Source organism: Shewanella sp. 6_MG-2023 (assembly GCF_030547195.1).
Lineage (GTDB): Bacteria > Pseudomonadota > Gammaproteobacteria > Enterobacterales > Shewanellaceae > Shewanella.
This window is the reverse complement of the sequence record NZ_JAUOQU010000001.1, coordinates 199420-220585: the sequence shown is the minus strand read 5'-3', so window position 1 is coordinate 220585 and position 21166 is coordinate 199420. Positions and strand designations below refer to the sequence as shown.

21 protein-coding genes are annotated in these 21166 nt (G+C 39.4%); 3 read left to right on the top strand and 18 right to left on the bottom strand.

All coding sequences use genetic code 11. The features are described from left to right. Positions 1-76: 76 nt before the first annotated feature. From Q4533_RS01025 to Q4533_RS00960, 14 genes are all read right to left on the bottom strand, one after another. On the bottom strand, positions 77-1510 hold the full coding sequence (locus tag Q4533_RS01025; RefSeq protein WP_303501382.1) for a phosphomannomutase: 1434 nt from the start codon (positions 1508-1510) through the stop codon (positions 77-79). 1 nt (position 1511) lies between these two features. Next, positions 1512-2927, bottom strand: a complete 1416-nt coding sequence (locus tag Q4533_RS01020; RefSeq protein ID WP_303501379.1) for a mannose-1-phosphate guanylyltransferase/mannose-6-phosphate isomerase — start codon at positions 2925-2927, stop codon at positions 1512-1514. A 25-nt stretch (positions 2928-2952) separates the two neighbouring features. Beyond that, entirely contained in the window at positions 2953-4041 is a 1089-nt protein-coding gene (gene rfbB, locus Q4533_RS01015; RefSeq protein WP_303501376.1) for a dTDP-glucose 4,6-dehydratase, read from the bottom strand. A gap of 50 nt (positions 4042-4091) precedes the next feature. After that, the gene (rfbD, locus tag Q4533_RS01010; RefSeq protein WP_303501503.1) at positions 4092-5018 is read right to left on the bottom strand and encodes a dTDP-4-dehydrorhamnose reductase; all 927 of its coding nucleotides are present in this window, start codon (positions 5016-5018) and stop codon (positions 4092-4094) included. Positions 5019-5112: 94 nt separating this feature from the next. Next, the gene (rfbC, locus tag Q4533_RS01005) at positions 5113-5658 is read right to left on the bottom strand and encodes a dTDP-4-dehydrorhamnose 3,5-epimerase (protein ID WP_303501373.1); all 546 of its coding nucleotides are present in this window, start codon (positions 5656-5658) and stop codon (positions 5113-5115) included. 63 nt (positions 5659-5721) lie between these two features. Next, positions 5722-6633, bottom strand: coding sequence for a glucose-1-phosphate thymidylyltransferase RfbA (gene rfbA / locus Q4533_RS01000; protein WP_303501371.1), 912 nt, complete (start codon positions 6631-6633; stop codon positions 5722-5724). 66 nt (positions 6634-6699) lie between these two features. Then, entirely contained in the window at positions 6700-8274 is a 1575-nt protein-coding gene (locus Q4533_RS00995) for a lipopolysaccharide biosynthesis protein (RefSeq protein WP_303501369.1), read from the bottom strand. A 2-nt stretch (positions 8275-8276) separates the two neighbouring features. Beyond that, positions 8277-8927, bottom strand: coding sequence for an ABC transporter ATP-binding protein (locus tag Q4533_RS00990; RefSeq protein WP_303501367.1), 651 nt, complete (start codon positions 8925-8927; stop codon positions 8277-8279). Positions 8928-9026: 99 nt separating this feature from the next. After that, positions 9027-9812 (bottom strand): ABC transporter permease, encoded by a 786-nt coding sequence (locus tag Q4533_RS00985; RefSeq protein WP_303501365.1) that lies wholly within the window; start codon positions 9810-9812, stop codon positions 9027-9029. Between the two features lie 2 nt (positions 9813-9814). Next, positions 9815-11515, bottom strand: a complete 1701-nt coding sequence (locus Q4533_RS00980; RefSeq protein ID WP_303501501.1) for a polysaccharide biosynthesis/export family protein — start codon at positions 11513-11515, stop codon at positions 9815-9817. Positions 11516-11538: 23 nt separating this feature from the next. Beyond that, positions 11539-11940: a hypothetical protein gene (locus tag Q4533_RS00975; protein WP_303501363.1), complete on the bottom strand. Its 402-nt coding sequence runs from the start codon at positions 11938-11940 to the stop codon at positions 11539-11541. 64 nt (positions 11941-12004) lie between these two features. Then, positions 12005-13051 carry a UDP-N-acetylglucosamine--undecaprenyl-phosphate N-acetylglucosaminephosphotransferase gene (wecA, locus tag Q4533_RS00970; protein WP_303501360.1) on the bottom strand — a complete coding sequence of 349 codons (1047 nt, stop codon included), beginning with the start codon at positions 13049-13051 and terminating at the stop codon, positions 12005-12007. 470 nt (positions 13052-13521) lie between these two features. Further along, a complete protein-coding gene (gene rfaH, locus Q4533_RS00965; RefSeq protein ID WP_102519267.1) occupies positions 13522-14013 on the bottom strand; it encodes a transcription/translation regulatory transformer protein RfaH in 492 nt (163 codons plus the stop codon). 247 nt (positions 14014-14260) lie between these two features. Continuing rightward, on the bottom strand, positions 14261-14821 hold the full coding sequence (locus tag Q4533_RS00960) for a DUF4136 domain-containing protein (RefSeq protein WP_102475764.1): 561 nt from the start codon (positions 14819-14821) through the stop codon (positions 14261-14263). A gap of 389 nt (positions 14822-15210) precedes the next feature. Here Q4533_RS00960 and yciH point away from each other — a divergent pair, with 389 nt between their 5' ends. The 3 genes from yciH (at position 15211) to ruvX (ending at position 16799) form a co-directional block, all read left to right on the top strand. Further along, positions 15211-15540, top strand: coding sequence for a stress response translation initiation inhibitor YciH (gene yciH / locus Q4533_RS00955; protein WP_102440615.1), 330 nt, complete (start codon positions 15211-15213; stop codon positions 15538-15540). Positions 15541-15687: 147 nt separating this feature from the next. Then, on the top strand, positions 15688-16248 hold the full coding sequence (locus Q4533_RS00950) for a YqgE/AlgH family protein (RefSeq protein ID WP_102440616.1): 561 nt from the start codon (positions 15688-15690) through the stop codon (positions 16246-16248). A gap of 128 nt (positions 16249-16376) precedes the next feature. Then, on the top strand, positions 16377-16799 hold the full coding sequence (gene ruvX, locus Q4533_RS00945) for a Holliday junction resolvase RuvX (RefSeq protein ID WP_102440617.1): 423 nt from the start codon (positions 16377-16379) through the stop codon (positions 16797-16799). A gap of 69 nt (positions 16800-16868) precedes the next feature. On the opposite strand, the gene hemH is transcribed toward ruvX, so the two are convergent. From hemH to Q4533_RS00925, 4 genes are all read right to left on the bottom strand, one after another. Beyond that, complete coding sequence (hemH, locus tag Q4533_RS00940; RefSeq protein WP_303501357.1) at positions 16869-17882, bottom strand: ferrochelatase; 1014 nt, start codon at positions 17880-17882, stop codon at positions 16869-16871. A gap of 145 nt (positions 17883-18027) precedes the next feature. Further along, positions 18028-18573: a glutathione peroxidase gene (locus Q4533_RS00935; protein WP_102475766.1), complete on the bottom strand. Its 546-nt coding sequence runs from the start codon at positions 18571-18573 to the stop codon at positions 18028-18030. A gap of 159 nt (positions 18574-18732) precedes the next feature. Further along, positions 18733-19854 carry a hypothetical protein gene (locus tag Q4533_RS00930; protein ID WP_303501355.1) on the bottom strand — a complete coding sequence of 374 codons (1122 nt, stop codon included), beginning with the start codon at positions 19852-19854 and terminating at the stop codon, positions 18733-18735. 188 nt (positions 19855-20042) lie between these two features. Beyond that, positions 20043-21155 (bottom strand): PilT/PilU family type 4a pilus ATPase, encoded by a 1113-nt coding sequence (locus Q4533_RS00925; protein WP_102440621.1) that lies wholly within the window; start codon positions 21153-21155, stop codon positions 20043-20045. Between the last annotated feature and the right edge of the window lie 11 nt (positions 21156-21166).

Genomic DNA, 21166 nt, shown 5'->3' with positions numbered 1-21166 from the left:
TACCTTTTACCTTTCAGCCTTTCGGTTAGTCAAGGGCTTGCACTTAGGGTTTTGCTTAAAATTAAAGCACTACACTTTAATCTAGCATTTTTATATGAGTTAACGCTTGCTGTACATAGGTTTGCGCGGTCTCGTGGCTACTTGCTTCAGCGTAGCAGCGAAGTTCTGGTGCGTTGCCTGATGGACGTAAATGAATCAAATCGCCATTGCTTAAGAGTATTCGAAGACCATCAGTTGTATCAATGCTTTGCACCTCTAAATTGCAAAAACCAAGCTTGTCGATGAGTTGTTGCGGATTTTTTGTACCTTGTGCGATAATGCTTAAGCTTTTTTCAGTTGCAAAGTTTTGAATACGATCACTGGATGTCTCTCTGTTAGGTAATTGTTCTAACATGGCACTAATGCCCGTTTCTTTTGCGGCAAGCAACACTGCAACAAAAGGCAGCACCGCATCACGAGTTGGTAGGGCTTTCAATAAGTATCCATCAACGTCAATATCGCTCCCAAGCAAAAAGCCGCCATTTGCCTCAAAACCTGCTGAACTTTTATAATCATTATTAAGACTAGCAAACTCAGCTATCACATACGGTGAACCAATTTTCGTCCTGGCAACATGAATAAATTTATTGCTGAGTTCAATTGCAGTATTACAACTTACAGGTACTGCTAAAGACTCAATATTAAGTGCATCGGCACACAACAAACCTAAAATATCACCTCGTAACCATTCACCATTTTCATCTGCAACCAGCGGTCTGTCACCATCGCCATCGGTTGAAAATATCGCATCAAAGCCATACTCTTTTGACCAATTACAGGCTTTTTGTTTGTCTTCTTCACTTACGGCTTCAGTATCAATAGGAACAAAAGTGTTGCTTCGCTCTAGCGAGGTCACTTGCGCACCTAGCTTGGTAAAGATTTCAGGATATAGATCACGACCTGCACTTGAATGTTCATATATACCGATGTGTTTTCCACTCAACGGCTTGCCTTGATACAAAGAGGCATATCGCTCTATATATTTCTTAGCGGCTGTTGGATCTACGGTTAGTTGTGGCAGGTCTGTAACTGGTTCATAACTTGCGTCTATCTGTAAAATAGATTGTTCATCTTGCTTGCTAATTTCACCATCAGGTCGGTAGAATTTAATGCCATTGCGGTCAAAGGGGATATGGCTACCTGTGATCATTATAGATGGGATATTCTGCTGCATGGCTACATAAGCTAGTGCAGGCGTTGGTATGACGCCATAATATACAACATCAAACCCCATTTTTTTAGCTACGGCAGCACTTGCTTGTGCCATCGCTTGGCTACTTGGACGATTGTCAATGGCTAACGCAATAGTGTCGAAATCAAAGCCCTGCTGCATTACTTTGATAAAAGCCGCTGTAAAAGCTGCACATACGTCTGAGGAAAAATCCGTCACTAAACCACGTGCGCCACTGGTACCAAACTTCACCTGACTTTGAGAAAGAACATTTGAACTATTTAAGCGAACATCAGACATATTACTTATCTACCCTACCGTATCTATCTTCGAAGCGGACGATATCATCTTCACCTAAATAACTACCTGATTGCACTTCTATTAGCTCTAAATCAACTTTCCCAGGATTCTCGAGTGCGTGAATAACGCCGACAGGAATGTAGGTAGATTGATTTTCCGTTAATAAAATATCTTTCTCGCCATTGGTTACTTTTGCCGTACCAGAAACCACTATCCAGTGTTCTGCTCGGTGATGATGCATTTGTACACTTAACTTCGCACCTGGTTTTACTGTAATACGCTTAACTTGGTAGCGTTCACCGTTATCGATTGAATCATATTTACCCCAAGGTCGGTAAACTTCTCGATGATGCTTAAACTCTGAACGGCCATCGGCTTTAAGCTTATTTACAATCTCTTTTACGTCTTGTACTTGATCTTTTGAGGCGACTAAAACTGCATCTTTTGTTTCAACAATAATTATATCTTCTAAGCCTACCGTGCTAACTAAGCGACTTGTTGCATGAACTAATGATCCCTTAGTGTTATGCAGAATAACGTCACCATTTGTTGCATTATGGTTATCATCTTTTGTATCTATATCCCATAATGCTGACCATGAGCCTAAATCACTCCAACCCGCATCCATTGGGACTACAACAGCATCTGCTGTATGTTCCATAATGGCATAATCAATTGAATCATCAGGTGAGTTCAGAAACGCTTCTTTACCCGCGCGAATAAAGTCTAAGTCTTCAGATTTATCTGCATATGCCTTTTCACAAGCTTCATATATTGCAGGTGCATATTTTTTCAGTTCAGATAAATAAACGCTCGCTTTGAACATAAACATACCGCTATTCCAGTAGTATTCACCACTTTCAAGGTATTCGTTTGCAGTCAATAGGTTAGGTTTTTCTACGAATGCACTAACGGTGTATGCTGTACTTTCAATTGATGCGCCACGTTTTATATAACCGTAACCCGTTTCAGGCGCATTAGGAACAATACCAAAAGTAACGAGTTTATCTTGTTTCGCTAATTCAATAGCGCTTAGTACAGAGGACTCAAATGCCTGTTGATTTTCGATGACATGATCTGCTGCCATCACCATCATAAGCGCATCATTTTGTTGTTCAACAATGTCAAATGCGGCTAATGCAATTGCCGGGGCGGTATTTCTACCAGCAGGCTCTAGCATTATTCGAGCGCCTTCATATTTTAACGTTCGTAATTGTTCAGCGACCAGAAAACGATGGTCGTCATTACAAAGTAATACACTTTTACCTGCCGGTAACCCTTCTGTTCTTTGGACTGTTTGCTGTAACATACTGATATTAGATGCTAGTGCAAGAAACTGTTTTGGAAAAAGTGAACGACTTAAAGGCCAAAGGCGTGTTCCAGAACCGCCAGCCATAATTACTGGTGTTAATTTCATTCTATATTCCACTAAATTTTTCAAATTATTTATCAGCTAACAGTGGCTTCCACCATTGCTCATTTTTAAGATACCATTCTAACGTTTTAGCAAAACCAGTTTCAAAGCTCTCTGCTGGTACGTAACCTAACTCTTGATTGGTTTTGGTTGCATCAATGGCATAGCGTCTATCATGACCGGCACGATCGGTAACATAAGTTATTAAACTTTCTGCTTTACCTGCCATCGCGGCTTTTGCTAACGGATATTTTTCAGCAAGCTCTGGGTTAGTTGCAAACTTGTCGTTAAACACTTTACAGACTAATTTCACGATATCAATATTGGCCCACTCATTATTACCACCAATATTATAGTTTTCACCAATACGGCCATTTTGTAATACTAAATCAATACCGCGGGCATGATCTTCAACATATAACCAATCACGAATTTGCTGACCATCACCATAAACGGGTAACGGCTTATCTTGTAATATATTAGTGATAATTAGTGGAATGAGCTTTTCAGGGAAATGATACGGCCCATAATTGTTAGAGCAATTAGAAGTGGTAACTTCTAAGCCGTAAGTATGATGATAGGCACGCACTAGATGATCACTGGCTGCTTTAGAAGCTGAATATGGCGAATTAGGTGCGTAAGCGGTTTCTTCAGTAAATGCAGGATCTGTGGCACTTAGTGTGCCGTACACTTCATCGGTACTCACATGGTGAAAACGGTGAGCTAAAGGCGCGTTACCCTGCGCTTTAGGCTCATCGATCCATTTAAGTTTTGCCGTTTTTAGTAGGCTATAGGTACCCAAAATGTTGGTTTCGATAAAGGCATCAGGTCCAGTAATAGAACGATCTACATGGGATTCTGCCGCGAAATGAACAATGGTATTAATCTGATGGGTATCAATTAACGATTCAATTAGGGCTGTGTCACAAATATTGCCATGGACAAAGGTCATATTAGTGTTATCTGCAACGATATCTAAATTGGCTTTATTACCTGCGTATGTTAAGGCGTCTAATACAATCACGATATCTTGTGGATACTGAGCTAACCAATAATGAACAAAGTTAGCACCGATAAAGCCTGCACCACCAGTTACTAGTAGTTTTTTTACTGTCATTTTTTTTCCGTTTAATTTTTAAAGCTGTAGATATTCTTTGATAATAGCGATTAAATTTTTAAAGTTTTTATCATCGAAGTTAGCTGTGCGCGCCAATGTATAGCATCCACATTTGATACAAGTTCAGCCTGAGATTTATCAATAACACTATATGAAGGCCGCTTAGCCGGTGTTGGATAAGCAGAAGCAGGAATTGGTTTAATGGGTATGCTGTTATCGAGTAAACCATGCTCTAAGGCTAGTTCCTGTATCGCTACGGCAAAGTCATACCATGAGGCAACGCCTGCATCAGTCCAATGTAAAATGAGGCTTTGGTTAGCTGACACATTAAAGCTCTCGCCATGATTGAGCACTAATTGCCAAATCATATTTGCTAAACCTGCAGCCCAAGTTGGGCTACCCACTTGGTCGTACACAATACCAAGTTGTGGTTTTTCTGCCATTAAACGGATCATGCTTTTGACAAAGTTATTACCAAACTGAGAATATACCCAGGCGGTACGAATAATAATCGCTTGATTGGCTAAAATTTGATTTACAGCTTGCTCTCCAGCCAATTTTGATGCCCCGTAAACACCTAATGGATTTGTTGCATCATCTGCAACATAAGGCGTTGTTTTAGTGCCATCAAATACAAAGTCGGTAGAAATGTGAATTAACTTGGCATCAATGGCCTTACAGACCTGGGCTAAATTGGCAGCACCTATAGCATTAACATTAAACGCTTGTTCGCTGTCTGATTCAGCCTTGTCTACTGCGGTATAAGCTGCTGCATTAATAACCACATCAGGTGAATAGGCAAAAAGCACTTCATTAACTCGTGCAATATCGGTTATATCAAGTTCCTTACTATCAAAACATTCGATTTCAATATTGTTCGGGCAACTCAGTTGTAGTTCAGAAGCTAATTGGCCACCTTTTCCGGTGATAAGTATTTTCATTGGGTCATCGTTATTTAATTTATCAACAAAATGTATCAACAAAATGTATCAACAAATAGGTAGGTTAATGTGCTGTCACTTGTTTATCACTTAGCAAAATAGCACTTAGCACAATTGTAATTATCAAGCTTTAAAACGTTGGCGCATCAGCAAACGCAAGACCAGCTTCATCTTTTGCTGATAACAATGGCAACACACCATCCACAAGCGGCCACTGTATGTTTACTGTAGGGTCATTCCACTTTAGCGACACTTCAACATTGGGGTTATAAACATCGGTACATTTATAAACAAACTCAGCCTCTGCAGTGGTCACATAAAAGCCATGAGCAAAGCCTTCAGGCACCCACAATTGACGTTTATTTTCTGCCGACAGTATCACCCCAACCCACTGACCAAAAGTTGCTGAGTCTTTGCGCATATCAACTGCAACATCAAATACTTCACCACTGGTAACTCGGACTAATTTACCCTGGGTATTTTCAGTTTGGTAATGTAAGCCTCGCAAAATACCATGGCTTGATTTACTGTGATTTTCTTGTACGAACTCACGTTCGCCGCAGTGCTCATTAAATAATGAGGTACGGAAAGTTTCCATAAAAAAGCCGCGTTCGTCACCGAACACGGTAGGCTCAATTATCTTTACGTCTTTGATTGCGGTATCAATAAATTTCATGATTCACTACTTTTGGTTGTTGGCTTAAGCGATATAGAAGAACAACAAATGCCTATAAAGTGCTTAAAAGACTTTGCTTTCAATTAAACTTAATAGGTATTTACCGTAGCCAGCTTTGATTAACGGTTGGGCTAATTTATTTAACTGCTTGTCATCGATATACCCCATACGATAGGCAACTTCTTCAGGGCAATTAATTTTGAGCCCTTGGCGCTTTTCAATGGTACGAATAAAGTTAGCCGCATCTAATAAATCATCCAGGGTACCTGTGTCTAACCAGGCAGTACCACGCCCCATAATTTCAACTTGTAACTCACCGTTTGTTAGATACTGATCAATCACATCGGTAATTTCTAGTTCACTACGATGTGATGGTTTGACATTTTTAGCAAATTCAACCACGCGAGAATCAAAAAAGTATAACCCTGGCACAGCGTAATTTGACTTCGGCTCAGTTGGCTTTTCTTCAATTGATATAGCTTTACCTGCGTCATCAAACTCAACCACGCCATAAGACTTTGGATTGGCTACATGGTAGCCAAAAACTGTTGCACCTGTTTCACGGGTTGCCGCTCGTTGCAGTGATTGCGATAAATCATGACCATAAAATAGGTTATCGCCTAATACCAATGCCGCTGAGCTACCATTTAAAAACTCTTCAGCTAATATAAAGGCTTGAGCCAGGCCATCTGGGCTTGGTTGGGTCACATATTCAAAGCTAATGCCCCAAGCAGAGCCATCACCCAGTAGCGCCTTAAATCGCGGTAGCTCGTCTGGTGTGGCAATGATTAATATTTCTTTTATTCCCGCCACCAACAAAGTTGATATTGGGTAATAGATCATCGGCTTGTCATAAACAGGCATTAACTGTTTACTCACCACCTTTGTCAGTGGGTATAAACGTGTTCCAGACCCGCCAGCTAAAATAATACCTTTGCAAGGTGCCGATGTATTCAAAGGTTTAATATTATTCATGTACTACCTATAAGTGTTGAATATTTAATTTTTTATATCACTGCATCTTTGATTTACTCAGTAAGATCAGTTCAATTCTTTTACTGTTGCAATAATGATTTTACCAATACCAAAAAGCATTAATTGGATCACTAAAAATAATGATAAGTTATAAAAAACGCTGGGGAATTTATTGTCTTCGGGTAAGGTTGAACTTTCAACCACCACCAAATACTTAAGCTGCCGATATGCTTCTATGCGGGATTTTTCTAGCGATATTTCAGATGAAGTATAAGCTTGTAATGCTAAATCCAATTCAATTTTAAAGTCAGTATATTGGGCGATTATTTCACTTACGGATTTAGTGTCATCAAGTGTCATTAATGTCTTAACATCATTTTTATCTGAGTTGTTTGCCTGTTGCAGTGATAGTCGCTGTCTTTCAACTTCTAGTTGATTAACCAACGCATTTAATTGGGCATTTAAAATCATTACTTGAGGGGCTTGTTCTGTCATGACAGACTTTAACCCATTTAGCTCAGCCCGTTTAGATGCAATATCAGCTTCCATTGAATAAGTAATTTGCTGAAATGCCGCACCTTCAGCTTCAGGGTCTAATAAATTGTTACTTTGTTGAAAAGAAAGCAGCTGTTTTTTAGCTTCTTGTAATCTGCTTTCAACTTGTTGATGTTCGTTTTGAATAAACGATAATTGAGCTTGCGCTAATTGGTGACCAATGGAGTTAATATACCACTCTGCTCGTTCGACAATGGCTAAGCCAATATCGTTTGAAAATTCAGGCGTAAACGCTTGTACTAATACAAGGATTACACCGGACTTATCGTCAATTTCGACTTTAGTATGGGCTAAATAAAATGCAAATAAATCTTCTCGGCTATAATTACTGCTTAATCGCGAAAAAAAGTCAGTATCAGTATTAGTGTAATGATCTGACAAATTATTGGTTTGCTGTAGATATTGAAGCATATCCTCTGAATACACATACGCTTTGACCAATTCAGAATCAGCGCCAGCATTACTGCTCACACCTAAGCCACTAAGTAACGCCATTGAGGCGTCCATGGTTGCCATGCCATCGGGTTGCTGAACTATCAATTGTGCCCGGCTTTCATATCGCGGACTCGACCACACCAATTGATAAAAACTGAACAATAAAAAAGGAATTAATATCAATAGCACCCAGGGTTTGCATATCAGCTTACCTAGGTCACTGCTAATGAAGTCATTAAATTTTAGTTGTAGTTTACTAACAAGGCTGTTAACCGTTGGCTGTTGTTTTTTTGAATCTGGAGTTTCAACGCCTTCAACCTTGGCTTTGACGATATCTTTTTCGTTGTTATCAACAACTGATTTTTCACTGCCGCTAACAGTACTGGTTACGGTCATATCATCAACTGTACCCTGCTGTTGTAATATTTTTATTTCACCACTGATAAGGTTAAGCGCTCTGATAACATCAACATTGTTGGGTTTTAAGTTTTTGGCTCGTTGCAGCACCCTGCGAGATAATAAGATATCAGCGGTTTTAATTTCAGCGGCTAAATTGATTAATAATTGGCAATTGTTCCAAACCTTTGGCTGAGTCTTTTTTGCTAGTTGCTCAAAGCGTTGTTCTACTTTATTTACTTCTTTTAGTGTCATAATTATAGGGCCTGGTAGCACTCGATAGCTTGTTCTAAATCGTTATAAAAAGTGAGTTCACCATCATGCAGTACTATTGCACTGTCACAAAAATGCCTTAACTCGTCCATTTCATGGCTCACCATAATCACACTTGCTTTGCGGCTTTTTTGGGTTAATGCCGCTTTGGTTTTTTGCCTAAATTTGGCATCCCCTACTGAGGTAACTTCATCAATTAAGTACACATCAAAATCAATACCTATTGAGCAGGCAAATGCTAGGCGCGGTTTCATGCCGCTGGAGTAGGTTTTAACAGGTAAATCAAATTTAGCACCCAACTCAGCAAATTTTCTGACTTTTTGCACATAGGCATCTAAGTCTTTTACGCCATTAATCATGCCGATAAAACGGGCATTTTCTAAGCCTGTCATCTGCGGGTGAATACCCGTAGCTAATGCCACTGGCCATGATAAATTTAAATCGGTAATTATTTCGCCTTTATTGGGGTATTCACTGCCTGCTAATAATCTAAATAAGGTTGATTTACCGGCGCCATTACTGCCTAAAATGGCAATATTATGCCCTGAAGGGATCTCAAAATTAACATTTTTAAAAATATACTGATTACCCAGTTTGGAGGGGTAATATTTGGTTAGATTATGTAAACGAATCATATAAACCCAACGTTACAAATAGGGGTAGTTAAGGAATAGTATAAGGGACAGTTAAAGACATTATTTAGCGGCTCTAATGACAAGTATCACTTGGTAATATTAGCGGCTAATAGCCTGTTTCCAGGTGACAAAGTAACAACTCAATGCCACAAAAACACTCACAAGCGCACTTAAGCTTAAAAACACTTCACTCACGCCTTCACTACCATAGCTTGAATAAACTGCATATCGTGACAATTCAATCGCGTGCAATATCGGGTTCCAATCAAAATATTGCCAGAGTTCTTTTGGCATATCTTGCAATGAAAAGAACACTCCCGATATAAAAAATAACGGCCGAGTCATTAATAATTGAATTTTGCTAACTTCCGGTACATAGCAAGCCGCAAGGCCAAATAAACTACCTATGGAAATAGCAATAAGCCAGAGTAAAAACACATTGGCCAAAAATGCCATAGGGTTATCTATTCGTATTTCAATTCCTATAAAGAACATTATTATGCCAATACAGATAAACACAAACAGTTTGACTAACAACTGAAATAGTGCACTGGCGATAATACTACTAAGAGGCTGTACTTGCCTAAAGGCGAATAAGGCTTTGTTTTTTTTTATAGCTGATGAAGCGCCTGCAAGCACCTCTAAGAAAAATTGCACTAACAGCATCCCAATAGCCATAAAGGTAAAGCTAGGAATAGTATGGGTTTCCCCCCCATCCATACGTCCACGCATATATGACAGGATGAAAATAAATGCAACTGGGCTTACCACCGCCCAGGCGATACCGAATTTATCGTTAAAGCCGGTACGTATTTCACGGACAAACAAAGCAAATATGACATCTCGCCATATTTGCCAATTATTGCGTTTAATGACTGCGGCCATGATTAATTTATCGCGTTTGCAGCAACTGCAATTTGATAGATAATTTGGGTAACATCTTTAACAGCTTGCATGATTTTAGCATCTACTTTGGGTAGCACTAATAACTGGTCACCAGGGTTTAGTGTCCCGGTAGCATTGAGGGTAATCATGCCATTTGGGTGAATAATCATTATTTGTTCATAGTTGGCTCTTTCGCTATAACCGCCAGACCATGCTATGTAATCTTCAACTACTGCCTGGCTGTTATATACCAGGGCCTGTGGCATTATTACTTCGCCACCAACATGTATCAAATCTGTTCTTGGTGGAATATATACTATGTCACCTTGTTCTAGGCGGATATTAGCGACTTTACCGTTATCAGCAACAATCACCTTACCAAGCGGCATAATCTTTCTTGCCCTTTCGGTAAATTCGAGGATCATTTTACCTTCTTCAGCCCTGATTCTAGCTTCACCATCTGAAGATGCAGGTGCGGTAAATACGCTTCGTTCAAGGCGTTCTAACGACTGGTCGATCATTTCTTTTTGTTTTTTAGCGACGCTTTTACGTTGAATATAAATCGCTTCGTAATTAGCTAAACTTTTATCAATTTCGATATTGGCCAGTAAATCATGTAAGCGAGTTTCTTTTTTAACGGCAAAATAAGATGGGCCTAAGTAACTACCTGCAACTTGAATATCAAAAACTTGCGCTCTAATATCATCATTAAAAAATAGCCTATCCCCGTCTCTCAAATCGAAATCAGTAAATTCGTTAAATGGTAAATACAAGGAGAATGGCCCTGTCGGTCTATCGCCAACAACGCCCACATGGCTGACTTTTGAGTAAGGGCGAGCATAATGAATTAACTCATTGCCTTGAGGGTCTTCACTTTTAAATTCAAATCTAAACGGGTTTCTTACACTGCCGGTGACTACAACTGTCGCTTTTTGTCTTTCAACTAAAATGACATCGCCATCTTTAAACGTTACTGTAGGAAGATACCCATTAAGCATAAAGTCATACAAGTCAACTTCTTGAATCACTTTGTTTTGTCTGATGATTTTAATTGAGCGATAGCTACCTCGCTCAGAATCAATACCACCGGCTCTTTTTAAATAGTAAAGAATGCTATCGGAGGCAATTCCGGCATATTGACCCGGTCGAATAATACTGCCACTGATAAAGACACTTACAGGCGTTGTTGTTAACAGGTTGACGTAGATACTGACGCTTGATTTATATGTTTGTTTAATTTTATTTGAAACAACTGAATTTAGTTGGCTGGCTTTAACTCCAGCAACATTAATTGGACCCACATTGGTAATAAAAAGGTTACCTTGATTATCTACAGTTAACACTTCAGATTGATTGACTGCGCCCCAAAGCCAAATTGAGACCTTATCGCCAGGTGCAATAGCATAGTCGTCATTAAGCCCGTCTAAACGTTCACTTTCATAACCACCGGCAAATAAATTTGCGCCATATGGAGGCGGTAACCCTGCTTCAGATATCGGTAACAATTCTTCTGCACTTGCTTCACCGGGTAATAGTAGGTTTGAGCGATTTTGTTTGTTGAAACTGCCGCTTTCTAGCGTTGAATTTGACATGGCAGTTTGACTGCCACCTAAAGACTCTAATTGGCTGTTGATATCATTTGCTGCAATGGCAAAGTTAATCGATGTTAAACATATTAGAACAGAGCTTAAAACAGCCAACATTGAATTTGAGTTAGTTTTTTTCATTATTGGCTAAAGCCTCTCGCTGAAGTTTGTTCGTCGATGACCACTGGTATTAACATCCACTTACTTGTCGCCTCTTGAAGGCAAACTATTCGTTTTTCTACATTCAGCAAATTTGCAGTTTGATGGTTTGTTGACTGCTGTTGAATATCAACTTTCCGGCATAATTGCCCAAGGCCAGAGAAATAAGCAGACCCAAGAGTGACTTGCAGGTTTTCAAATTCAACAATACTCCCTGCGGGGTCATTCGATAATTTTTGCCATAGCTGGCTAGGGACTTCTACTTTTGATGCTGTAGGTATAACAATTTCGACTAGTGGCCTACTTGCTTGCACTTTAGGTGGTGCAGAGCTACAGCCTGAGGCCAGTATGGTTATAAAAGATGTTAAAAATATAGTTCTCATTGATATCATTATTTATTTTACTCTTGGAGAAATAACTTCACGTTATTCAATACTGCCGCTTTTATTAAGCTTGATTTTGCCTGATCTTTTTTAAAACTGTCCAAATATTTTGTAAGGTCCAGTTATATAACAGAAAAATCCCGATAAACATTGTAAACATTATCCACTCTGGAACTTGTGCAATTTCCGACCAGCAACCAACTATGGCAAATACGATGCAGATTGAAGTAATTATTAATAAGGTTTGTTTGCGACTGAAACCCGCGCGTTCAAAGATATGATGCAAATGCTCTCTATCAGCCAAAAATGGCGATCTGCCTTTTTTAATTCTTCTGAACATAATTGCCACCATATCCATAAGAGGAATAGCAATTAGGTAAAGACAGGTTACTGGTCTAAAGGCAGGCTCAGAATCTTCGACTCCTACGACCATTAGCCACACTATGGTTAGACCGATAAACATGTTACCGGCATCCCCCATGAACACCTTTGTTAGCGATCGATGCCATCCCAAATTAAACATCAAATATGCCATGAGAGAAGAAATAAATAGTACAGGGAGTAATAACCAATAACTATCTGCACGGTGCAATAAAAAAGCTAAGCCTATACATGCTATTAAGCTTACGGAACCCGCTAAACCATCAATACCGTCCATCATATTGATCGCATTAATACCGGCAATTATTGCAATGACGGTAAACATGGCACCAAAAATACCAAGGCTTAATTCTACAGAACCCAATATATGACCTAGTGATGTGAAATATAATTCAGTCCCAAAGATCATCAAAGATGCCACAATGACTTGCGCTATAATCCTCAATTTAACACTTAAGTCATTCCTATCATCTAAAGCACCTAAAAAAAGTACTAAAGCTGCGGCTACATGATAAATATTCAACTCTCTACTTTGGTCAATAAATATCATTGAAGCTGTAAGAATTGAAATATAAATACCTATACCACCGACTAAAGGGATGGCGCCCACATGTAGCTTTCTTTGATTTGGAACATCAACCAAACCCGCTTTAATCGCGATTGGTTTTGATAACCTGATTGCCACAAAAGAAAATAAAAAACTAGTCAGCAAAGGGAGGATAAAATCCATTATTAAACTCCGAGAATGAAAGAATGAAAGATTGAAAGATTGAAAGATTGAAAGATTGAAAGATTGAAAGATTGAAAGATTGAAAGATTGAAAGAATGATTTTGACTCGTTACGTTTTGCTTACTAGTGGTAACCTTCTTCCCTGGTTACTAACTAGAAGCATCCAATTTAGACACGCTACCGCCCATAGATTGCGGCTTCTATAGTGCCCTTCAGGTATCTGAAAATCAATTTATACTGGTTTAACTTAATGCGATGCATCACCCAAAAGTACAGTCAAAAACCGAATGTACTAGCTACAAACCAAACTGTCGGATCTATATGCTCTTAAATCGAAACGCACAAATAATATAACTTATTGGCAGGAAGCGTATTGATTCAATATGCAAAAACTTAATCATCCGCACACAAAAAATTGTAAAAAAACAGAGCGTAACAACTTGAAACTGTAATTTAACTAATGTGTCTCATTAAATTTTCTTAATGCTACTACTATCTACACACATTCTTTTTTGTTGCCCCATGATATTAAACAATACAAAACAGCGTTTTTGAGCATTTTTTTCTTCAAAGATGGCTTCTAAGTCTACAAATGGCCCGTCAGTAAACTGAACTTTATCACCTGCGATTAAATCACTTTCAACATCAGGCTTGTGAACTGAAACTCTGTTTTTTATTGCTTGTATAATTCGATCATCAATCGGTGTCATTGTTTCACTGCAACCAATGATGCGACTTGCACCGCGAGTTGAGTGAATACGGCTTACACTGACTTCTAGTGGGTCAAAATAGATAAACAAATAACATGGGAATAGCGGGACATCGACGAGTTTGGTCTTTCCGTTTGAGGTTTTCTCTTCTTGAATGATAGGTAAGTAACTTTCGACTTGTTGTAATGCTAAGTTTTGTTGCGCTCTAACTTCACCGCGCGGCTTACAATATAACAAATACCATGACTTCATTTTCTACTCACTTAATATCATTCGAGGTAACGTCCATTATCACCAAGTGCAGTATTTTATCAAAGCCAGTAATCTAAGTGAAAGCTTTTTGATATTTAATATTTCAAATGCTGCAAATTGATACAAAAGTGTTCAATTGTATTACTTATGTGGCGTCGTAAGGGGGCTTTCAATGAACAATAATAAAAAACCGTATCAAGATTAGATACGGTTTAATCATAAAGAGTAACTTAACTAATAATAAAGCCTATTTTGTTTCAGGCTGTGGCGGATAGTTCAACATCACTTGTGAAATCGCCGAGTTGATGATTTGTACTCGCTCTTCTGGGGTGTTTTTATTGCGGATAGTATCTGCAACACTGCCGCGCCATACTAAATTGCCGGTTTTGTTATCGATTAAATCAACAATTAAGGTGCCGACTTCGTATTCACGTACTGTGGTTTGGGTGTTCATCCCTGCTCCGCCCCAGCCACGACGACCATAATATGGGTAGTAACCAAAACTGGTATTGAAGGTGTCGACATTAATTTTCTTATCGACTTTAGTTAAGTAGTTAACCAGTAAGTCAGCTTCAGTAATGTCTGCTTTTGTTAAGCCTTTTTGCCCAAGTTCGTTGTTAACAGCATCGCGAACACGTTGGTCCATTAAGCCATCCAGATGATAACTTGCATCTTGGTTTTTCTTTTCGACCCAAGAGTAGGTTTTATATTGGTCAAATGAAACGGCTGGATCAAAATCGGTATTGGTTTTTAAGGTACTACATGCACTTAATGCTAAAACCGCTGCAGCAACAAATAACTTTTTCATAATAACTCCGAATAACAACCCAAACTGGCTGTTTCTGTATTAAATACATTTTAATGAGGCTAATAAATAGCTTACCTAGCTAAACTATAATCATCAACTGATAATATTAACAATAGTCGCTTTAGCCAGTTTTCTAAATGTTTAACAGCAAGCTTTAGCCTTAACCACCGCGAAAATGATTCTTACCTAGTGAATGGGCTTAGTTAATGAGCTTAGTTAATGAGCTTAGTTAATGGACTTAATGAGTGAGCTTAGTGAATTCACTTAGTGCTCGCCAATAAGATAACAGCTAGATTATCCGCTAGAGGGGTCGTTTGCTGCTTTAGCCAACTCAGTTAGTTTGTTAAACTGTGTGTATTGATTATTTATTTTAAAGTACAAGTGAACCTATGCGTATTGATCCTAATGTTTCTTTAGTTTATAGCACCGATGGCGGTAAAATTGCTCAAGAAAAGCCAACAGAGCAAATTCCAGTAGGTGACGGCATTGTCCGCATCCATAAAGACAGTAAAGGCCGTAAAGGAAAAGGCGTTAGTATCATTAAAGGGCTTGGGCTTGATGCTAAAGCGTTAAAAGCCTTAGCGCAAAAACTTAAAAAACAATGTGGTTGTGGGGGTACGGTAAAAGAGTTCAATATTGAAGTGCAAACTGATGACCGTGAAAAAATCAAAACCTTGCTAGAGAAAATGAACTATACGGTCAAACTTGCTGGTGGTTAAGCCTACGCTAATACTTACATTTAATATTAGTATTTGCCTAAGTCTAAGTATTAGCAATCGCCAATCAAGCTTAAATCACAACCTCGGGTTTAAGGGCATTTAAGTATGTATGTTAAATTGACACCTAGTTTTTCAAAAGGATAAATAATGGACAGTTTACAAGGTCATCTGTTAATTGCTATGCCCTCTTTAGATGAGTCTTTTTTTGAGCGTGCTGTCATTTATATTTGCGAGCATAACGATAAAGGCGCCATGGGCGTAATGATCAATCGGCCAACCAATATCGTTATTGATGAGCTGCTAGAGCAAATTGGCTTAGCTAAAAAAGTGCAATTAAGCCTACCCCTTGAAGAATCGGTAGTTTTAGGCGGCCCAGTTGATACCGACAGAGGCTTTGTATTGCATACGCCACAAACTGATTGGGTTAATAGTGAGCCCGTAAGTGAATTTTGCATGCTAACCACATCACGAGATGTGCTTAATGCCCTAGGCACTGAAGAGTCGCCAAAACAATTTATTGTCGCTCTAGGATATGCTGGTTGGAGCAAAAACCAGTTAGAAGAAGAGTTAGCTGAAAACACCTGGTTAACTATTGAAGCCACACCCGAACTGGTTTTTAACCAAGACTATAATCAGCTTTGGACTCAAGCCACCAAACAATTAGGCTTTGATATTTGGCAAATATCATCACAAGTTGGTCACTCTTAAGCTTTTAAAACTCGCTAATACACCAATTTATGTTTATAAACGCCAAGTATTTATCTTCAATTGCTGTCAGTTAATCAATTGGCTTTGCAACTGTCGATACTCATTATTACGATTATCCAGAGAACAACATGCAATCTAAAACAGTATTAGGCTTTGATTTTGGCACCAAAAGTATCGGTGTTGCGGTTGGCCAGGAAATCACGTCAAGTGCGGCACCAATTTCGGCCATAAAAGCCAATGATGGCATCCCTAATTGGGATGAAATTGAAGCGGTACTAAAAGAGTGGCAACCTGATTTAGTCGTTGTTGGTTTACCGCTTAATATGGACGGTACCGAACAAGAGATGACTCAGCGGGCGCGAAAATTTGCCAATCGCATTAGTGGCCGCTTTGGGGTAAAAGTGGTCACTCAAGATGAGCGCCTCACCACCACAGACGCCAAAGCAAGACTATTTGAATTAGGCGGCTATAAAAAGCTCACCAAAGGCCAAGTTGATGCAGTATCTGCAGTCCTGATTATCGAAAGCTATTTCGAAAACCAGTATTCATAACTAGCTTTAAATTCTAGACACAAAAAAGGAGTCAACTGACTCCTTTTTTATTGTTCACCATTGCATTAATTAAAGATAAGGCTTCACCAGATTGGCCATCATATTGATATGGTCATCATTATCATTTAAACATTCAATGTAGCGGAATTTTTTACCACCGGCATGTTCAAATACTTCGCGGTTCTCACCTTTTATTTCTTCTAATGTTTCTAAGCAGTCTGCGCTAAATGCAGGGCAAACAACTGCGATATCGGTAATGCCTTGGCCTGGTAACGCTTCCATGGTGGCATCGGTATAAGGCTGTAACCACTTGGCTTTACCAAAACGTGATTGGAAGGTCATCACATATTCGTCTTCCGTCAAACCTAGTTTTTCGACCACTAAGCGAGTACTTTTAACGCAAAAACAATAGTAAGGATCGCCTAAATGCAGATTACGTTCTGGCATACCGTGATAAGACAACACTAGCTTTTCCGGTTTTCCATTTGCGTCAAAATCCGCTTGAATTGAGTTAGCTAATGCATCAATAAAGTTAGGATCGTCATGGTAGGTATTAATAAAATGCAGCGCTGGAATATAGCGCCATTTACATAGCTCTTTGGCAATAGCATCAAAGGCTGACGCCGTGGTAGGTGCGGCATATTGAGGATAAAGCGGTAAAACAATAATCTTATCAATTCCGTCTTTGTGCATTTGCTGTAACACACTTGGGGTTGATGGGTTACCGTAACGCATGGATAAATGCACTGATGCATCGACATCGTGCTGCTTAAACAAGGCATCAAGCTTGGCCTGTTGACGTAAGCTAATATCCATTAAAGGCGAACCATCTTTGGTCCATACTTCTTTGTAAAGTGCTGCAGATTTTGCTGGTCGCACTCTTAAAATAATCCCGTGTAAGATACACATCCACACTAATTTAGGGATTTCGACTACCCGAGGATCAGATAAAAATTCTGCGAGGTAGCGACGAACGGCTGAGGCGGTAGGTTCATCAGGGGTGCCTAAATTCATTAACAGCACACCGGTTTTGCCACGGGTTTTGTGGCCGACTTCTTTACTTAATCCAGAAAATTTGAACAAGATTGACTCCGAGAAAAGTGATTATTGATGATGCCCGATTAAATATTTATTGCTTAAGGCATCATCCAATAACGGCTATTTGTCATGCTAATAATAGCCACGCAAATTTATCTGCAAGCTTATGCTTTATTAGCAATATTATTATTTATAGCACTGACTCTATCGCTTTTTTCAACTCTTCGCTATCTGGTTTTACTCGAGAGTTGAATTGCTGCACACTTTCACCGTCTGCGCTAACAAGGTATTTATAAAAATTCCATTTAGGCGCTGCTGATTTTTCACCTAAATAAGAAAATACCGAGTTAACATCGCTGCCTCTGACTGCAGAGGTCGACACCATGGTGAATGTCACGCCGTAATTTAAAAAACACACATCTGCGGTTTTGGCTTCATCATCTTCTTCTTGAAAGAAATCATCCGATGGAAAACCAATGACCACTAAATCATCTTTATATTGCTGATGCAGCGCTTCAAGTGCTTTAAATTGCGGTGTAAAACCGCAGTTACTGGCGGTATTAACAATTAATACTGGTTTACCTGCGGTTAACTCACATAAATCGACCGTATCTTCAGAATGTAATTTTCTGGCTTCTACATTAAGGTATTCAGGACAGCTATTAGCCATTGAATTCGTTGAAAAAGCGCTAAAGCTTAAACCGATTAAGCCTGCTGATAATAAGAGTTTGTTCATTTTGATTCCTTTCCAACATATATCTAAAATAATCTATTTAAGGTAAATCATACTTGCGGCTTTTGCTTTAACGCCACTTTGACAAAAAGTTTTGACTACACAGGCCACAAGTACATATACGTTTTAATAAGCGTATCAGATCAAACTGATACACTGGGCTTAGAAATAAAAGCCAACATTAATATTGAGCCGAGAATGCCAAGCGGTATCACCATTATCAATGCCAATCCCATCGCCACCAGCAAACCACATATTCTTGCCAGCAATCCAGTCGACATATGAATAAAACTTACCGGCAGCAATCATACAACCGGTGACATTTTGAATAGAGTCATCTAAGCCTTCACCAGAAGCGACCACCTGACTGTAATCGTTGTAACAGTTTAATTGGCTAATCGGGCCCCAATCCACATCAATTTGACGCGATAAGTTCAACGTTACCACATCGGCTTTAGCGGCAATTTCAAACGGCGCGGCAAAAGCAGCTAAGGTGATGCGGTTGCGGTTGTCTAAATCATAGTCATAATGAATATACTGAGTTTGTAATTGCCATTGCTGCCAATCTAACTGCCAATGTACAGCTGCAGTAATACTTGTGGTATCTTCGCCTTCAGCTGCATTTTCAAAGCCATCTGCTACATATTCTAAATTGCTATATTGGAATGACGCGCCAACTTTACTTTTAAATTCATCACCCATGCTTTTTTCAATACGTAAATTTAATTGACCCGCTTCCTGATAAGGTGAATCTTCAGTCGTGCCAACATCAAATGAATAACGATCGAAACGACTGCCATCGCCATACTCATCATTAACAAAGTATGCGGCATCATAACGCCAGCCATTGCCTTGGTATTGATAATGAATACCAGCATCATAATCATCTTCTAAGCCCAGATAATAGGTCGCCCCGAACCAAAATGAATGAGAAGCCACTGGCATCACACCAAATGGAACTTGGGTAACGCCCACTTGCACCTTTTGGTTTTCATCAAATTGATAACCCATATAAGCATGGTGTACCACATCCATATACTCATACCAGCGGTATTGGGCTGAGGCAAATAAGCCACTGTCTGATTTGTAATTTACATCAGCTCTAAACAGTTCAAACTCAAGCGTGCCATTACCATCAGCGTAATCTTGCCAACCATAATTTACCCTTACTGCCCCACCAATATCGAGCTCATCATTAATACTGACAGCCTGAGCCGAAGATGACATAAGTGTAAATGCCGCTATTAGCGATGTTGCTAATACGTTTTTTTTGAAACAAAACATGGGATCCCTAGGGGGGTAGTTGGTTGGATTGTTATTATAGCAAATTAGCAGACTGTAAATGGTAAGTATTTGTAACGTTAAAAAAGGCCAAGGCTTACGCCTTGGCCTTTTTATAAAATATTTAATAATATCAATGGAGATTAACACTAATGTGAACACATAGTTAAAAGCACAACCAACATTAGCCGTTAATTCATATCAAATGTCACCCCATCCATCATCCCTGACGAGTTAGCTTCATTACTTTGCAGTTTAATCATTAAGCGTAAATCATTGGGTGAATCAGCGTGATGTAATGCATCGGCATAGCTAATCTCTTTTTCAAGATATAAATCCAACAAGGCTTGGTCAAATGTTTGCATGCCCTGCTCTCTTGATTTAGCCATGGTTTCTTTGAGTAAATGCAGCTCATTGTTAGCAATTAAACTGGCTATACGTGGGGTATTAATTAACACTTCGATTGCTGCCCTACGGCCACTACCATCAGATTTTGCCACTAATTGCTGCGCCACAATACCGCGAAGGTTTAATGATAAATCAAACAATAGCTGGTTATGCTTGCTCTCAGGCACTAAATGCATAATACGGTCTAACGCTTGGTTAGCGTTGTTAGCATGCAAGGTCGCCATACATAAGTGACCTGTTTCAGCAAATGTTAAGGCAAACTCCATGGTTTCTTGAGTACGAATTTCACCAATCAAAATCACATCGGGCGCTTGACGCAGCGAACTTTTAAGCGCGGCATCAAATGAATCAGTATCAATACCGACTTCTCGCTGGGTGATAATACTTTTGCGATGGTCATGAACAAATTCTACTGGGTCTTCTATGGTCAAAATATGCCCGCGAGCATGGGCATTACGATAACCCACTAATGCTGCCAGCGAAGTTGATTTACCAGTACCAGTGCCACCCACCATGATGATCAAACCACGTTTACTCATCACTAAGTCTTTAAGGATCGGCGGTAGTTTTAAGTCATCAACTTCAGGAATTTTGGTTTCAATTCGGCGCATCACGCAGCCGGGTGATTCACGTTGCCAAAAAGCACTGACACGGAAACGGCCTAAATCTTTTGCAGCAAAAGCAAAGTTACATTCACGAGACTCGTGAAACTCCTTCTTTTGCACCTCTGTCATTAAGGATTCAACAAACTCTAATGACTGCTCAGGGTTAAAGCTATTATCCGATAGTGGTCTTAGCTCACCATCAATTTTGGCGCTGGGCGGAAAGCCTGCAGTAATAAATAAATCTGAAGCCTTTCTGTCAACCATTACCTTTAAAAAAGGATGCACATCCATTTTACTTTCCT

What these genes read in the sequence shown, in the direction of transcription:
- Q4533_RS00990 (WP_303501367.1), bottom strand. Translation starts at nt 8,927, where the DNA reads ATGATTCGTTTACATAATCTAACCAAATATTACCCCTCCAAACTGGGT.
- rfbB (WP_303501376.1), bottom strand. Translation starts at nt 4,041, where the DNA reads ATGACAGTAAAAAAACTACTAGTAACTGGTGGTGCAGGCTTTATCGGT.
- Q4533_RS00925 (WP_102440621.1), bottom strand. Translation starts at nt 21,155, where the DNA reads ATGGATGTGCATCCTTTTTTAAAGGTAATGGTTGACAGAAAGGCTTCA.
- wecA (WP_303501360.1), bottom strand. Translation starts at nt 13,051, where the DNA reads ATGGATTTTATCCTCCCTTTGCTGACTAGTTTTTTATTTTCTTTTGTG.
- rfaH (WP_102519267.1), bottom strand. Translation starts at nt 14,013, where the DNA reads ATGAAGTCATGGTATTTGTTATATTGTAAGCCGCGCGGTGAAGTTAGA.
- Q4533_RS01020 (WP_303501379.1), bottom strand. Translation starts at nt 2,927, where the DNA reads ATGAAATTAACACCAGTAATTATGGCTGGCGGTTCTGGAACACGCCTT.
- Q4533_RS00930 (WP_303501355.1), bottom strand. Translation starts at nt 19,854, where the DNA reads ATGTTTTGTTTCAAAAAAAACGTATTAGCAACATCGCTAATAGCGGCA.
- Q4533_RS00950 (WP_102440616.1), top strand. Translation starts at nt 15,688, where the DNA reads ATGGACAGTTTACAAGGTCATCTGTTAATTGCTATGCCCTCTTTAGAT.
- Q4533_RS01025 (WP_303501382.1), bottom strand. Translation starts at nt 1,510, where the DNA reads ATGTCTGATGTTCGCTTAAATAGTTCAAATGTTCTTTCTCAAAGTCAG.
- yciH (WP_102440615.1), top strand. Translation starts at nt 15,211, where the DNA reads ATGCGTATTGATCCTAATGTTTCTTTAGTTTATAGCACCGATGGCGGT.
- Q4533_RS00935 (WP_102475766.1), bottom strand. Translation starts at nt 18,573, where the DNA reads ATGAACAAACTCTTATTATCAGCAGGCTTAATCGGTTTAAGCTTTAGC.
- Q4533_RS00995 (WP_303501369.1), bottom strand. Translation starts at nt 8,274, where the DNA reads ATGACACTAAAAGAAGTAAATAAAGTAGAACAACGCTTTGAGCAACTA.
- rfbC (WP_303501373.1), bottom strand. Translation starts at nt 5,658, where the DNA reads ATGAAATTTATTGATACCGCAATCAAAGACGTAAAGATAATTGAGCCT.
- ruvX (WP_102440617.1), top strand. Translation starts at nt 16,377, where the DNA reads ATGCAATCTAAAACAGTATTAGGCTTTGATTTTGGCACCAAAAGTATC.
- Q4533_RS00960 (WP_102475764.1), bottom strand. Translation starts at nt 14,821, where the DNA reads ATGAAAAAGTTATTTGTTGCTGCAGCGGTTTTAGCATTAAGTGCATGT.
- rfbA (WP_303501371.1), bottom strand. Translation starts at nt 6,633, where the DNA reads ATGAATAATATTAAACCTTTGAATACATCGGCACCTTGCAAAGGTATT.
- Q4533_RS00985 (WP_303501365.1), bottom strand. Translation starts at nt 9,812, where the DNA reads ATGGCCGCAGTCATTAAACGCAATAATTGGCAAATATGGCGAGATGTC.
- Q4533_RS00975 (WP_303501363.1), bottom strand. Translation starts at nt 11,940, where the DNA reads ATGAGAACTATATTTTTAACATCTTTTATAACCATACTGGCCTCAGGC.
- Q4533_RS00980 (WP_303501501.1), bottom strand. Translation starts at nt 11,515, where the DNA reads ATGTTGGCTGTTTTAAGCTCTGTTCTAATATGTTTAACATCGATTAAC.